Origin of the sequence: Salinimicrobium profundisediminis, assembly GCF_026241755.1 — a bacterium.
In the GTDB taxonomy this organism is placed as follows: domain Bacteria; phylum Bacteroidota; class Bacteroidia; order Flavobacteriales; family Flavobacteriaceae; genus Salinimicrobium; species Salinimicrobium profundisediminis.
In genome coordinates this window covers 93,509-107,736 of the sequence record NZ_JAPJDA010000016.1, presented here as the reverse complement: position 1 = coordinate 107,736, position 14,228 = coordinate 93,509, and the positions used below count along the sequence as shown (strand labels likewise).

At 40.9% G+C, this 14,228-nt stretch carries 14 protein-coding genes and 3 tRNA genes; 10 read left to right on the top strand and 7 right to left on the bottom strand.

All coding sequences use genetic code 11. The features are described from left to right. Complete coding sequence (gene tgt / locus OQ279_RS11050; protein WP_266069981.1) at positions 1-1,131, bottom strand: tRNA guanosine(34) transglycosylase Tgt; 1,131 nt, start codon at positions 1,129-1,131, stop codon at positions 1-3. Positions 1,132-1,142: 11 nt separating this feature from the next. Here tgt and OQ279_RS11045 point away from each other — a divergent pair, with 11 nt between their 5' ends. The 4 genes from OQ279_RS11045 (at position 1,143) to OQ279_RS11030 (ending at position 4,450) form a co-directional block, all read left to right on the top strand. Further along, on the top strand, positions 1,143-1,667 hold the full coding sequence (locus OQ279_RS11045) for a hypothetical protein (protein WP_266069980.1): 525 nt from the start codon (positions 1,143-1,145) through the stop codon (positions 1,665-1,667). A gap of 144 nt (positions 1,668-1,811) precedes the next feature. Continuing rightward, positions 1,812-2,657: a transketolase gene (locus OQ279_RS11040; RefSeq protein ID WP_266069979.1), complete on the top strand. Its 846-nt coding sequence runs from the start codon at positions 1,812-1,814 to the stop codon at positions 2,655-2,657. Positions 2,658-2,766: 109 nt separating this feature from the next. After that, positions 2,767-3,720, top strand: a complete 954-nt coding sequence (locus tag OQ279_RS11035; RefSeq protein WP_266069978.1) for a transketolase family protein — start codon at positions 2,767-2,769, stop codon at positions 3,718-3,720. Between the two features lie 121 nt (positions 3,721-3,841). Continuing rightward, entirely contained in the window at positions 3,842-4,450 is a 609-nt protein-coding gene (locus tag OQ279_RS11030) for a porin family protein (RefSeq protein ID WP_266069977.1), read from the top strand. 52 nt (positions 4,451-4,502) lie between these two features. Here OQ279_RS11030 and OQ279_RS11025 read toward each other — a convergent pair whose 3' ends face one another. Next, on the bottom strand, positions 4,503-5,408 hold the full coding sequence (locus OQ279_RS11025; protein WP_266069976.1) for an FKBP-type peptidyl-prolyl cis-trans isomerase: 906 nt from the start codon (positions 5,406-5,408) through the stop codon (positions 4,503-4,505). Between the two features lie 77 nt (positions 5,409-5,485). Between OQ279_RS11025 and OQ279_RS11020 the strand changes: the two genes are divergently transcribed. Both OQ279_RS11020 and OQ279_RS11015 read left to right on the top strand, forming a co-directional pair. Next, the gene (locus tag OQ279_RS11020) at positions 5,486-5,866 is read left to right on the top strand and encodes an RNA-binding S4 domain-containing protein (protein ID WP_266069975.1); all 381 of its coding nucleotides are present in this window, start codon (positions 5,486-5,488) and stop codon (positions 5,864-5,866) included. A 39-nt stretch (positions 5,867-5,905) separates the two neighbouring features. Beyond that, the gene (locus OQ279_RS11015) at positions 5,906-6,409 is read left to right on the top strand and encodes a phosphoribosyltransferase family protein (RefSeq protein ID WP_266069974.1); all 504 of its coding nucleotides are present in this window, start codon (positions 5,906-5,908) and stop codon (positions 6,407-6,409) included. Here the strand turns inward: OQ279_RS11015 and OQ279_RS11010 are convergent. Then, the gene (locus tag OQ279_RS11010) at positions 6,401-6,922 is read right to left on the bottom strand and encodes a shikimate kinase (RefSeq protein WP_266069973.1); all 522 of its coding nucleotides are present in this window, start codon (positions 6,920-6,922) and stop codon (positions 6,401-6,403) included. The two genes, OQ279_RS11015 and OQ279_RS11010, sit on opposite strands and share 9 nt — an antisense overlap. A 132-nt stretch (positions 6,923-7,054) precedes the next feature. Between OQ279_RS11010 and OQ279_RS11005 the strand changes: the two genes are divergently transcribed. From OQ279_RS11005 to OQ279_RS10990, 4 genes are all read left to right on the top strand, one after another. Beyond that, positions 7,055-7,127: transfer RNA gene (locus OQ279_RS11005), tRNA-Lys, on the top strand. A gap of 24 nt (positions 7,128-7,151) precedes the next feature. Continuing rightward, positions 7,152-7,224, top strand: a tRNA-Lys gene (locus tag OQ279_RS11000). A 97-nt stretch (positions 7,225-7,321) separates the two neighbouring features. Next, a tRNA-Leu gene (locus OQ279_RS10995) sits at positions 7,322-7,405 on the top strand. A 182-nt stretch (positions 7,406-7,587) separates the two neighbouring features. Continuing rightward, positions 7,588-8,010, top strand: a complete 423-nt coding sequence (locus OQ279_RS10990; protein WP_266069972.1) for a hypothetical protein — start codon at positions 7,588-7,590, stop codon at positions 8,008-8,010. Positions 8,011-8,207: 197 nt separating this feature from the next. Here OQ279_RS10990 and OQ279_RS10985 read toward each other — a convergent pair whose 3' ends face one another. From OQ279_RS10985 to OQ279_RS10970, 4 genes are all read right to left on the bottom strand, one after another. Beyond that, entirely contained in the window at positions 8,208-10,475 is a 2,268-nt protein-coding gene (locus tag OQ279_RS10985; protein WP_266069971.1) for an aconitate hydratase, read from the bottom strand. 451 nt (positions 10,476-10,926) lie between these two features. Beyond that, positions 10,927-11,880, bottom strand: a complete 954-nt coding sequence (locus tag OQ279_RS10980; RefSeq protein ID WP_266069991.1) for an AAA family ATPase — start codon at positions 11,878-11,880, stop codon at positions 10,927-10,929. Positions 11,881-11,898: 18 nt separating this feature from the next. Next, positions 11,899-13,335, bottom strand: coding sequence for a peptidylprolyl isomerase (locus OQ279_RS10975; RefSeq protein ID WP_266069970.1), 1,437 nt, complete (start codon positions 13,333-13,335; stop codon positions 11,899-11,901). Continuing rightward, positions 13,310-14,170, bottom strand: coding sequence for a peptidyl-prolyl cis-trans isomerase (locus tag OQ279_RS10970; RefSeq protein ID WP_266069969.1), 861 nt, complete (start codon positions 14,168-14,170; stop codon positions 13,310-13,312). Before OQ279_RS10970 ends, OQ279_RS10975 begins: the two co-directional genes overlap by 26 nt. Positions 14,171-14,228 lie beyond the last annotated feature (58 nt).

The window sequence follows — 14,228 nt, the reverse complement described above, 5'->3', positions numbered from 1 at the left end:
TTATAAACGTTTGTCCATTTGCTGTACCATTTTGCTTTTCCAGGAAGCAAAGTCCCCGGCTAAGATATGTTTTCTTGCCTCGCGAACCAACCACAGATAGAAGCCAAGGTTGTGCATGGTAGCAATTTGCTTGCCAAGCATTTCGTTCACAGTAAAGAGGTGACGAAGGTAAGCCTTTGTATAAAAAGTATCAACGTAGGTAGCGCCAGATTCATCTATAGGGCTAAAGTCATCTTCCCACTTCTTGTTCTTGATATTAATTGTGCCATGAGCCGTAAACAGCATTCCATTTCTGGCATTTCGGGTAGGCATTACACAATCAAACATGTCTACTCCCAAAGCAATATTTTCAAGAATATTAATTGGAGTTCCCACTCCCATAAGGTAGCGTGGTTTTTCCTTCGGAAGTATATTGGTGACCACCTCGGTCATTGCGTACATTTCTTCTGCCGGCTCCCCTACAGAAAGTCCACCAATGGCATTACCCTCTGCTCCTGCTGAAGCTATATACTCCGCCGACTCTTCCCGTAGATCTTTGTAAGTACTTCCCTGCACAATAGGAAAGAGCGCCTGGGCATAACCGTATAAAGGTGGCGTTTTATCAAAATGAGTGATACACCTGTCCAGCCACCTATGAGTGCGGTGCATGGAATTCTTCGCATAGCGATAATCACAGGGATATGGGGTGCATTCATCAAAGGCCATGATAATATCAGCACCAATAAGGCGCTGAATTTCCATCACATTTTCGGGAGTAAAATTGTGGTAAGAGCCATCAATATGAGATTTAAACCGCACACCTTCCTCTTTGATCTTCCTTCTGTCGGCAAGAGAATATACCTGGTACCCGCCACTATCGGTAAGAATGTTCCTGTCCCAGTTCATAAACTTATGGAGCCCACCGGCTTTTTTCAGAATTTCGGTTTGTGGGCGCAGGTACAGGTGGTATGTATTTCCCAGGATAATATCGGGATTCACCTCTTCCTTAAGATCTTTCTGACTAATACCCTTTACAGAAGCCACTGTGCCTACCGGCATAAAGATGGGAGTTTCAATGATTCCGTGATCTGTAGTGATCACACCTGCACGGGCACTGCTACCCGTATCGGTAACTGCTAATTCAAATTTCATAAACAATTTTAATGGGCGCAAAGATAGGTATTTTTCGTTGGCAGGGATTAGAGGATAGCCCGCAGAAATTTTCTAAAGTTCTACGGAAATCAACCCGGCCCAATTGCAATGTGCACCAGCTGAAGGGCTGGGTTTCGGCACGGATTGCAAATCCGCGCCAGCTTTGGGAAATAGCTGAAAGAGACTTAGAAAAAATAGATGAAAAAATATCTGTGCATCTGTGGCAAAATTTAAGACCGAGTCTTCCCCGGCACGGTGCAAATCCGCGCCAGCATTGTGAAATATCTGAAAAAGGCTTAGAAAAGATAAATGAAATAACATCTGTGTATCTGTGGCAAAACTCCAGTAGAGTCTTCCCGGAACGGTGCAAATCCGCACCAGCTAAAGGTTTAGTTTCGGCACGGATTATAAATCCGCGCCAGCATTGTGAAATATCTAAAAAAGGCTTAGAAAAAATAGATGAAAAAATATCTGTACATCTGTGGCAAAACAGATCGAACTTCCCGGCACGGATTGCAAATCTACGCCAGCTTTGACCAAACTTCCGAAGAAATATGAGAGATTTAAAAGTCTCAACAATTATTCAAACAATTGTTCAAAGCTTTTAGAAGAATTGAGTCGGGTTGATTTCCAAAGCATTGATAAAATAGTATTTTTGCAGGACATTTAATAAAAACCAGATGTCAGACACACAACAACTACAAGATTTTGTCACCCAGGTGAGAAGGGACATTGTAAGGCAGGTTCACAAAGTAAATTCGGGACACCCCGGAGGCTCTTTGGGTTGCGCCGAATTTTTAAGCGTCCTTTATCAGGAAGTAATGCACCGCAAAGAAGGATTTGATATGGACGGAATTGATGAAGACCTGTTCTTCCTTTCCAACGGCCATATCTCCCCGGTGTTCTACAGTGTTCTTGCCCGTAGCGGATATTTTCCTGTGGAAGAACTCAACACCTTTAGATTAATTGATTCCCGTCTTCAGGGGCACCCCACAACCCACGAAGGCCTGCCAGGGGTAAGAATAGCTTCTGGCTCATTAGGCCAGGGACTTTCTGTAGCATTAGGCGCAGCAAACGCAAAAAAACTAAATGGCGATTCACACCTTGTATACTCCCTTCATGGTGATGGCGAGTTACAGGAGGGCCAAAACTGGGAAGCAATCATGTATGCAGCTGCAAAAAAAATAGACAATTTAATCTCCACTGTAGATCGCAATTATCAGCAAATAGATGGTTGTACAGATGATGTTTTACCCATGGGGAACCTTGTCGAAAAATTTAAAGCTTTTGGCTGGGAAGTGCTGGAGATTGAAAAAGGAAATGACATCGACCAAATACGCGAAGGCCTTAATAAAGCTAAAAGCCTTACCGGGAAAGGAAAACCCGTCGCAATTATGCTAAATACCGAAATGGGGCACGGCGTAGATTTCATGATGGGAAGCCACAAGTGGCACGGAGTTGCTCCAAATGATGAGCAACTGGAGAAAGCCCTTGCTCAAAACCCTGAAACCTTAGGAGACTACTAGCCCCACCCAACCTCCCCAAAGGAGAGGAGCTTGATCTCAAAAAATGAAAAATATTAACACTTAAATAAACGCCCTAACTCCCCTCCTTTGGAGGGGTCGGGAGAGGCTTATGAAAAAATATACAGATACAGGTAAAAACGATACGCGCTCTGGTTTTGGAGCCGGACTCACCGAACTTGGCAGAACCAATCCTAATGTGGTTGCTCTTTGTGCAGATTTGGTTGGCTCTTTAAAAATGCAGGATTTCATCGATGAAAACCCTGAAAGATTTTTCCAGGTTGGTATTGCTGAAGCTAACATGATGGGCATCGCTGCCGGATTGACCATTGGAGGAAAAATTCCTTTTACAGGAACATTTGCCAACTTCTCAACCGGAAGGGTCTATGACCAGATAAGACAATCAATAGCCTATTCAGGAAAGAATGTGAAAATTTGCGCCTCTCACGCAGGCCTTACTCTTGGTGAAGATGGTGCGACTCACCAGATCCTTGAGGACATAGGACTCATGAAAATGTTGCCGGGAATGACTGTAATCAATCCTTGTGATTACAACCAGACAAAAGCAGCTACCATTGCTATTGCAGAATATGATGGGCCGGTCTATTTACGCTTTGGGCGTCCAAAAGTGGCAAATTTCACTCCTGCAGATCAAAAATTCGAGATAGGAAAAGCTATTTTACTGAACGAAGGAAAAGATGTGACAATCATCGCAACAGGCCACCTGGTTTGGGAAGCACTACAAGCCGCTGAACAACTTGAAGAGAAAGGAATTTCAGCTGAAGTGATCAACATACACACGATCAAACCTTTAGATGAAGCTGCAATTTTAGCTTCTGTAGGAAAAACCGGCTGTGTAGTCACTGCCGAGGAACACAATATTCTTGGAGGGCTTGGGGAAAGTGTTGCCCGTACGCTGACACATAATCACCCTGCCCCGCAGGAATTCGTTGCTACCATGGATACCTTTGGTGAAAGTGGTACACCCGAGCAACTTATGGAAAAGTATGGATTAAATGCTGCTGCTATTGTAAAGGCTTCAGAGAAGGTCATCAAAAGGAAATAATTTTTTCAGCTTAAAACTATTCTAAAGCTTCTCAAAAATGACATTTTTGAGAGGCTTTATTTTTGAGCAAATAAAAATATTTATATTCCGTTTTATACTTAACTTCTAAAACAAAGCTTGTATGAAAAAGTACTTTTTTATTTTAATGTTTGTAACTACTTCCACAGCAATAGCACAAAGTGGATTTGGAGTAAAAGGCGGTATAAATTATGCCGATAATGGAGAACTCACCTATAACGACTTTTCTAATGCCGGTGAAGATGTACTGGAAGGCGGAGAGAGCAAGATGGGATATCATTTTGGCGTTTTCTACCAGGCAAACCTCCTTGGCTTCTTCTTAAGACCCGAACTGGTCTACACCACCACGAAAAGCACCTATCAATTCAATCAACAGGAATCAGAATACAATGTTTCTAAAATAGACCTCCCCATTTTAGTGGGTACCAAAATCCTTGGCCCTGTCCAGATCTTTGCAGGCCCCACCCTTCAATACATGGTAGATAACGATTTTGAGGGTTTTGACCTGGGAGACGTCAAAGAGGAATTCACCATTGGTGCACAGCTAGGTGCAGGAGTTCAATTAGGCAAAATAGGAGTTGATGTGAGATACGAAAGAGCACTAAAAGAGAATGAAGCAGAATTCATGCAACTTGATGGCAGTAGGAATGGTCCGCAGAGGGTAGACACGAGGCCCAGCCAGATCATTTTTGGACTTTCCTTAAGCCTGTAAAAGAACTAAATTATAAGCATCAAAAAAGCCCCTTTTCGGGGCTTTTTTTTGTTTAGTTATTTGGATCCAGATAATCTGGTGTTCCATCGTTATCTGAATCGGGATAAGGAAAAATAATATTTCCGTTTTCATCAGAAATTTCTTCCCGGGTAGGAATAAAATCGCCATCATCATCTGCATCAGCGTAATTCGGCACTAAATCTCCGTCGGTATCATCATTAATTAACAGCTGATCTTCATTAAGATCTTCCCTCCATGACGGAATTCCGTCACGGTCATGATCTGCCTCATTTACTCCGTATAAATTAAAGGCAAAAACAAGCGGACTGTAAGATGGAATAGTTCCTCTAAAAGCGTTGAAATAAGCAAGGCCAGAAGGCAGGAATACAGCACCTACCCCATAATCATTTTTCCATTCTATGGTATTATCTTCCTGTATTTCAAAACCAGAAGCACCACGAAATCCTGTAATCCCAAGGCCAAAGCCGGGTATGGTTTGCACAAGATCAAACCACACAGGATTTTGTGAAGAATCAAAAGTGCTGCGGTTCAAAAGAGTCCCCTTATAGGAAACAAAAACCGAGTCGCTAAATTTTGGCTGCGGCATCTCGCTTGCTCCTTCGCGAACCTTTAAAACATAGTACGTATAATTTACCCCTTCATAGTTAAAGTTCTTTGTCTCGAGCAACGGCGACTCACTGAGTGGAGTTTTACCGGCATTATCTGCGTTAATGGTATCAATTTCAATTTTATAGTCGAAACCTTCGGGAGCAGCCTCGAATTCTTCATAGTTATAGAAGTGAGTATCCAGGTAGGCATCCAGCGCAGCCTGGTCTGCCAACTCCTGTTCTCCCCTATCTCTTGGAGGAACAACTTCGGGACTGTCATCATCCTTATCACATGACATTAAAGAGATACCGGCAAGCACATATAAAAACAAAAATTTATTCAGTTTCATCAATAGGTAATTTAGGGCCGCAAGATACAATATTCTTGTATTTTTGCTGAAGATAGAAGGAATTTTACAGCACAAAGATGAGAGTAGACAAATTTTTATGGTGCGTGAGGTATTTTAAAACCCGAAGTGTAGCAACCGAAGCGTGTAAACAGGGAAAGGTACGAATGAACGAGGCTATTGTTAAACCTTCCAGAGAAGTTTTCGCGACAGATCAAATTCAGGTCAGGAAAAATCAAATTAATTACCAGATAGAAGTACTGGATATTCCCAAAAGCCGGGTGGGTGCCAAGTTAGTTAACCTTTACATCAATGATATCACTCCGCAGGAAGAACTCGAAAAAAGAGAACTGCTTAAATATTCCCAGGACTATTACCGAAAAAAAGGTACCGGCCGACCTACCAAGAAAGATAGAAGGGAGCTGGATGACTGGTTTGATCCTGAAGACAACGATGATTGATTAACTTTACCATACAATTAGTATCTAAAAAAACATCCCATGGAGAAAAATTCTGTTTTGATTCTCAACAATGAGCAGATCAACCATAAAATAAGAAGGATCGCTTACCAGATTTACGAAAACAACCTTGAAGAAGACCAGATCATCCTGGCGGGGATAGCCAAGAGTGGCTTTCAGCTTGCGCAAAAGCTGCAGGCAGTACTACAGGAAATTTCTGATCTTGAAGTACTGCTCTGTGAGGTGAAAGTGAATAAAAAGAATCCGCTGCAGGCCGTCACCAGTAGTTTGTCACCTCAGGATTATGAAAATAAAGCCCTTGTATTAATAGATGACGTTTTAAACTCGGGCACCACTTTGATCTACGGAATAAGGCACTTTCTGGATGTTCCGCTTAAACGGTTCAAAACTGCAGTTCTGGTTGACAGGAGCCATAAAAAATATCCTGTAAAAGCCGATTTTAAAGGCATCTCTCTTTCAACTTCGATTCACGAAACAGTAAAAGTACATTTTAAGCCGGGAGAAGATAAAGTGGAGCTAGTCTAAACTTTCCACAACCTTATGCACTACCTCTTCTACAGATTTACTATCAGTTAAAACCGTAAGGTCACTCTGATTGTAGTAGAAGGTGCGCTCAAATAAATGCTTTCGGATATAATCTTCAAGAACTTCAGGAGTTTTGAGGTCTTGTATTAATGGCCGGCTATCTTTTTCAACTATTAGTCTTTCCTTCAACTGAAGCAGACCGGTTTTGAGATATATTGAAGTAACAGACGCCGTATTTTTGATCAACTGCATATTTTTCCCGTAACAGGGAGTACCTCCTCCCAGGGAAAGAACATAACTCTCCTCCCTCTCCAGAAGCTTTTTAAGCACCTCTGCTTCCTTTCTGCGAAAATAAATTTCACCATTGGTCGAAAAGATTTCAGGAATAGTCTTATTTTCTTCTGCACATATTTTGGCATCCAGATCCAGGAATTTAACAGATAAATGAGTAGCAAGGGCCTTTCCAACAGAACTTTTACCAGAACCCATGTATCCTATAAGAATAATTTTCATGCTTAATTATATGATTTTTAAGGAGTTTAATCTCTACTTTAAAATGATCTTCAAATTTATGTCAATTTCTTCTTGAAAAATAAATTAATGTGGGTATATTTGCACCCGCATTGGCAAAAATGCAAGTAACAAGATCTGGTAGCTCAGTTGGTAGAGCATCTCCCTTTTAAGGAGAGGGTCCTGGGTTCGAGCCCCAGCCAGATCACAGAACAAAGTTCTTATAAATATTGACCTGGTAGCTCAGTTGGTAGAGCATCTCCCTTTTAAGGAGAGGGTCCTGGGTTCGAGTCCCAGCCAGGTCACTTCTTTCTTCAAGGAATTAGTGGAAAACCCAAAAAGGTATAACCATTGATTTTCTTCACACGGAGAATAAATTTCGTTAAAGAAATCTTAAAGAAAGCCCAGGTGCTGGAACTGGTAGACAGGCATGGTTGAGGGCCATGTGTTCATTAGAGCGTGCGGGTTCGAGTCCCGCTCTGGGCACTTTTCGAAATAATTACTTCTTTCTCCGCTTCCATTTCCCCTTTCTTATTTTTTTTACAATTTTCACTTTTCTTACGCGACTTCGTACAAAAAAGACTAAAATTCTGTTAATCACATCATTAGCATCTTCTTGAGAGAAAATAAATATTACATTTATCTCAGACAATTTTATTCACCCGAAGATGCAGTTTCAGTTATACTCTCAGCTACTTAAATTAGATCTCTCCAACGACGATCTACTTCAAATGTATTATGTCCTTTACTACGACTTAAAACAAGAAGATAAAGACATGGCTGAGAATATTGCCAAACTTATTGAGATAAGGGAAAAGGCTAAAATCGAATTACGAAAACTGCTCTTTAATATTAAAAATTCTATTCAGGCTTCTGCAGTTGGAACTGCAGTCTTAAATTTCTTACCGGTATTTCTTAAGCTGGATTATTTGGCTCGCAACACCTTTAACAATTTAAATTTGAAGGTTTGCTATGAAAAAGAGAAAAAAAATATTAAATTGTATTACCAAACACTTTATAATCAGGATATTCCCTCTTCAACGCTTGATGTTCTTTTTAAACACAAGAATAAATTGGAATCCCTGCCATAAATAGATGAGAACAAATAGTAATTTTTACTGGGGGGCAAAAATTACTGATAAAAAACTCCGGAAATAAACCTCCGGAGTTCTCATCTACTATCTCGGAAAAAGCAATTCTAAACAGGGTTGCTTTTTCTGTTTTTAGTATGTACCTAAACAAAAAACTCCCGCGCTGGCGGGAGTTTTATATAAATTAAAAACTTTTTCTAAGCAGCGTTCTGCTTCTTTATAAGGTTAAGAGCAGAACCTTCCTTGTACCACTCAATTTGAGGTAGGTTATAGGTGTGATTTGCCTTAATAGTATCCTTAGAGCCATCTGCATGCACAACTTCTATTGTAAGCTGCTTATCTGGCGCAAAACCTTCAAGATCGATAAAGTTGAAAGTGTCATCTTCCTGGATTAGATCGTAATCACTTTCATTAGCAAAAGTAATTCCTAACATACCCTGCTTTTTCAAATTGGTCTCGTGAATTCGGGCAAAAGATTTCACCAACACTACTTTAACACCAAGATGTCTTGGCTCCATAGCAGCATGTTCTCTGGAAGAACCTTCGCCATAATTGTGGTCTCCAACTACCACTGTAGGTATTCCCGCAGCTTTGTACTTTCGTTGGGTTGCAGGCACACCATCATATTCACCGGTAATCTGGTTCTTTACGAAGTTGGTTTTCATATTGAAGGCGTTCACAGCACCAATTAGACAGTTGTTTGATATATTGTCAAGGTGACCTCTAAAGCGCAACCATGGTCCCGCCATAGAGATATGGTCTGTAGTACATTTTCCGTGAGCTTTAATAAGAAGTTTTGCTCCCGTTAAATTTTTACCGTCCCAAGGCTGGAATGGATCAAGTAACTGTAACCTTTCAGAGTTAGGATTAACTTTAACCTCTACACTAGAACCATCTTCGGTAGGAGCAAGATATCCAGGATCTTCAACATCAAAGCCTTTTGGAGGCAATTCAAGACCTGTTGGCTCATCAAGTTTCACATATTTCCCATCTTCATTAAGAAGCGTATCTCTGGAAGGATCAAAATCCAATCTTCCTGAAATTGCAATTGCAGCCACCATTTCAGGCGATCCTACAAATGCGTGGGTATTAGGGTTACCATCTGCCCTTTTTGAGAAGTTTCGGTTAAACGAATGTACAATAGTATTTTTCTCTTCACCTTTACGGTCACTTCTATCCCACTGTCCAATACATGGCCCACAGGCATTAGTAAAAATAGTGGCATCAAGATCTTCAAAAATTTGTAACAAACCATCTCTTTCGGCAGTAAAACGAATCTGTTCAGATCCAGGGTTAATACCAAAATCAGATTTAGCTTTTATTTTTTTATCTACTGCTTGTTTGGCAATAGAAGCAGCACGGGTAAGATCTTCATAAGAAGAGTTGGTACATGATCCTATCAAGCCCCAGTCTACATTAATTGGCCAGTCATGTTCTTTGGCTTTTTCAGCCATTTCTGAAATTGGCGTAGCAAGATCTGGTGTGAAAGGCCCGTTTAAATGAGGCTTAAGTTCAGAAAGATTGATCTCAATCACTTCATCAAAATACTGCTCTGGGTTAGCGTAAACTTCAGGATCACCGGTAAGGTGTTCTTTCACTTCATTGGCAGCATCTGCAACATCGGCACGATTTGTCGCACGAAGGTACCTCGCCATAGATTCATCATAGCCAAAGGTAGAAGTAGTTGCTCCAACCTCTGCTCCCATGTTACAAATAGTTCCTTTTCCGGTAGCCGACATTGACTCGGCACCTTCACCAAAATACTCGATGATCGCTCCAGTACCACCTTTAACGGTAAGTATGCCAGCTACTTTTAAGATCACATCTTTTGATGAAGTCCATCCGGAAAGTTTACCTGTGAGCTTAACACCTATTAGCTTTGGAAACTTTAGCTCCCATGCCATTCCTGCCATAACATCTACAGCATCTGCACCACCAACACCTATAGCAACCATTCCAAGACCACCGGCATTCACCGTATGAGAATCGGTACCAATCATCATTCCTCCAGGGAAGGCATAATTCTCCAGTACTACCTGGTGAATAATTCCCGCTCCCGGTTTCCAGAATCCAATTCCATATTTATTTGAAACAGATTCAAGAAAGTCAAAAACCTCATCACTGGATTTTTTTGCGCTAGGTAAATCAAACTGTGCTCCAAGTTTTGCCTGGATCAGGTGATCACAATGTACTGTAGTAGGAACGGCCACGTTCTTTTTCCCAGCCTGCATAAATTGCAGCAAAGCCATTTGAGCAGTTGCATCCTGGCAGGCAATCCTGTCTGGCGCAAACTCTACATAATCTTTACCTCGGGTAAATTTTTGAGTCGGTTTTCCATCCCACAAGTGAGAATAAAGGATCTTTTCTGAAAGGGTTAAAGGTTTACCAACAGCCTCACGTGCGGCATTAACGCGCTCGCCCATCTGGCTGTAAACCTTCTTGATCATATCAATATCGTATGCCATATCTTGAATTTATTAATATTCTGAAGTGTTGCAAAATTACAAATTCCTGCCCGATTTAAAAAATTATAACCAAACCTGAAAATTACCTGAAGATAATTTAGCAGTTCATGAAAAAACTATATATAAAAACAAGCTAATGGTATAAAATTAGCATAAAAACAAGAATATGGTAAATATGAAGCTTTATTTTATCCTTTCTGAAAAATAAGCACCCTCCATCCGATGATTTTTTCAGCAAAAACAAGTGTACAACAACACTTTTAAACAACAAGAGAGACAGTCTTTTGAAGCTGCTCCTGAATCGCATAGATGGAAGATTATGAGTAATTCAGCAAACAATACGTGGAGATAGGCAGGGAAGTGATCTAATTAACCGTAAATAATTTGCGCACTATACTTCGGAAGTAACTTTAATGTACACGAAGAAGAAGTTGTATGAACCTTAAAAATCTTAGAGCAGACTCTTGATAATATGCTCTTCCGAAATTCCTTCGGCTTCGGCTTTGTAATTTTTAATCACCCTATGTCTAAGAATTCCAAAGGCCACTGCCTGTACATCTTCAATATCGGGTGAAAATTTTCCTCTTACCGCTGCATTAGCTTTGGCTCCTAAAATGAGATTTTGAGAAGCTCGTGGTCCGGCGCCCCAATCTACATATTCCTTTACAAGAGAGGTAGCTCTATTTCCTTCGGGACGGGTTTTCCCCACAAGGTCTACCGCATATTCCACAACATTATCGGCCACGGGTATGCGTCGAATCAGATGCTGAAAATCGACAATTTCACGAGCGGTAAATAAAGGATTTATTTCCTTTACCTCATCTGATGTAGTATTCTTCACTACCTCAATTTCCTCTTCAAAGGAGGGATATTCCAGTTTGACGGCGAACATAAACCGGTCAAGCTGCGCCTCGGGTAATGGATAAGTTCCCTCCTGCTCAATAGGGTTTTGGGTTGCGAGCACAAAATAGGGCAAGTCTAATTTATAGTGTTGACCGGCCACGGTTACCGACCGTTCCTGCATGGCTTCCAGTAAAGCGGCCTGGGTTTTAGGCGGAGTTCTGTTGATCTCATCAGCAAGAATGATATTGCCAAAAACAGGACCTTTTATAAATTTAAAATGCCGGTTCTCATCTAATATCTCCGAGCCCAGAATATCACTCGGCATAAGATCTGGAGTAAACTGAATTCTTTTAAAATTAAGCCCAAGGGCCTGGGCTATGGTATCAACCATCAGGGTCTTGGCAAGGCCTGGAACTCCAATAAGCAGGGAATGACCTCCCGAAAAAACAGATAAAAGGATCTGGTCTATAACTTGTTGCTGGCCAACAATTCTTTTGGCGATTTCCTGCCTCAATTGCTGATGCCGTTTAACCAGATTTTCTACCGCTTCTACATCTGTCATACCTGCCAAAAATGTCATTTATTTCTTAAGCCAGTTGCTAGAATATTCGCAATCTCTATACTCTCCATTCACCTTAACATACGTCTCCTTGATCTTCTCTGCCTGCCATTTTTCAATAGCTTCAAGCTGCTTATCCCTAAGTGCAAGTTCTTTGATCTTGTTAAAGTCCTGGGCATAGTCTGCCTTATGTTCTTTGTACCTGTTAGTAACAGTGATTAATTTATAAAAAGGTCTTCCGGTATTGTCCTGATCTGTGATAATGTTCGAAACCTCTCCCTTCTCAAGATTGACAACCTGCTCGTATAGCAACGGATCAATTTTGGTAAGTTCAAACCTAGTATCACCAGTGGTAGGATTTACTAACTTTCCTCCGCTTTCACGAGTTTCTTTTTCATCTGAAACTTCTTTGGCAGCATCGGCAAAGGAAATTTCCTCATTACTGATCCTTTCTCTTACATTTTCGATTTCGTCAAAAGCTTTTTGCTTGGTCTCTTCGGTAACATCAGGAATTAAAAGGATGTGACGCACATCTACCTGCTGCCCACGAATTTTATCGACCATAAGAATGTGATAACCAAATTCAGTCTTAAAGGGTTTGCTCACCTCCCCTTCCTGAAGGGAAAATGCAGCATCTTTAAATTCTTTTACAAAAGGATCCTGACGTGTAAGCGTAATTTTTCCTCCCGAAGATCTCGAACCTGGATCCTGAGAATACAAAACCGCTTTTGTAGCAAAGCTGGCTCCATTCTCCAGTACATCTGCACGCATTTCATTCAGTCGTGCTATAATTTCATCTTTTTCTTCCTGCGGAATTTCCGGTTTCACTACGATCTGTGCAATTTCAACCTCATCCCCAAACACAGGACGCTCGTCTTCGGGAATCTCTGTAAAGAATGCCCTCACCTCTTCAGGTGTGATCTCTACAGCATCAACAATTTTACGTTGCATTTCAGAAGCAAGCCTGTTTTGCTTGTTAATTTCAAAAAGTTCAGCTCTAAAATCAGCTTCACTATCCTTTTTATAGAACTCGAGTACTTTTTCAAGAGAACCTACCTGTTGGGTCATATAAGCCAATTGCTGATCAATATTGGCATTGATCTCGGCATCAGAAACTATGATACTGTCCTGTATGGCGTGGTGAGCGTAAAGCTTGTTCTCCATTAACCTCCCTGCAAGGTTGCAGTTGGTCACATCTTGAGTAGAAACGCCCTGGCTTTGAAGCTCAAGGTACATCTTATCAATATCACTTTCAAGCACAACAAAATCACCAATTACTGCTGCTACACCATCTACCTTAAAACGGCCACTCCTGTCCTGTATTTTTTGCTGAATTTCCGATTCAATACCAATTGCGGTACTGTCGGTAACTATTACTTCCTGCGCATGAACATTGCTCCCGCCCACGATAAGGGATAATAGGCCCAGTGATTTAATTATAGATCTCAAATTCGTCATTTTTAATAGCATCTTGTGTAATGTCTTTTTCTAATTTTTTAATGAGATCCAGCTTTCTTTTATTAAGCAGGATCTGCTTTATACCCGGCAAGGAATACTCCAGGGGCGCCTGTTCATTGCGCAGCTTAACATCCTCAACAGAGACCAAATATACTCCTAATGAGTCTTCAAGCTGCATAAAATTTTTGTTTTTTAAGAATTCAGGATTGTCCTGAGGCGTTAAAGGCCGAATTTTATCGTAAACCTGTTTTGTTTTAACCCAAACAGAATCATTGAGCGAATATGAATTGAACTGAATGGCCATATCCAGCAATGCCTGCCTGTCTTCCTGGTTAAACCTGATAAACCGTTTTTTTATAGTTTCAAAGTCCTTGTTGTTCTTGGTGATATTGATATACCTCACCTTCACAAGGTTCTCATTAAGAAAAAAATTCTCTCCATTTTCTTCGTAATAAGCTTCGGCTGCCTCTCTTGAAATACTGGTGTCGAGTTCCCGGGCCACGATAGCATCGGTATAGGCTTTAGCATAAAGTTCGTTCTTGTAGTTCTGCACCAGGCGATCAAATTCTGCCTGCTGTTCACTACTCAAATTAACCCGCGCCCTGTCAAGCAGCAATTTTTGAGTGGCCCATCGGGTAATGAAGTTATTTACCAAAAGTGTACTGTCTTCAGGAGAAGTGTTGGCCGAAATTAAAGTAGCTACATCATCCCTGTACAGATATGCATCATTTACGCGTGCAATGACCTCTTTCTCTTCGGGTTCATTGAGCAGGTTGCAGCTTCCGGTTAAAAAGCCCAAAAACAGTAAGAAGAAAAGTCTTTTTTTGACAGTCAAATTAGTCTTAAATATTATGAGTTCGCAAAAATACGAATTCCAAACAGTATACCAACCT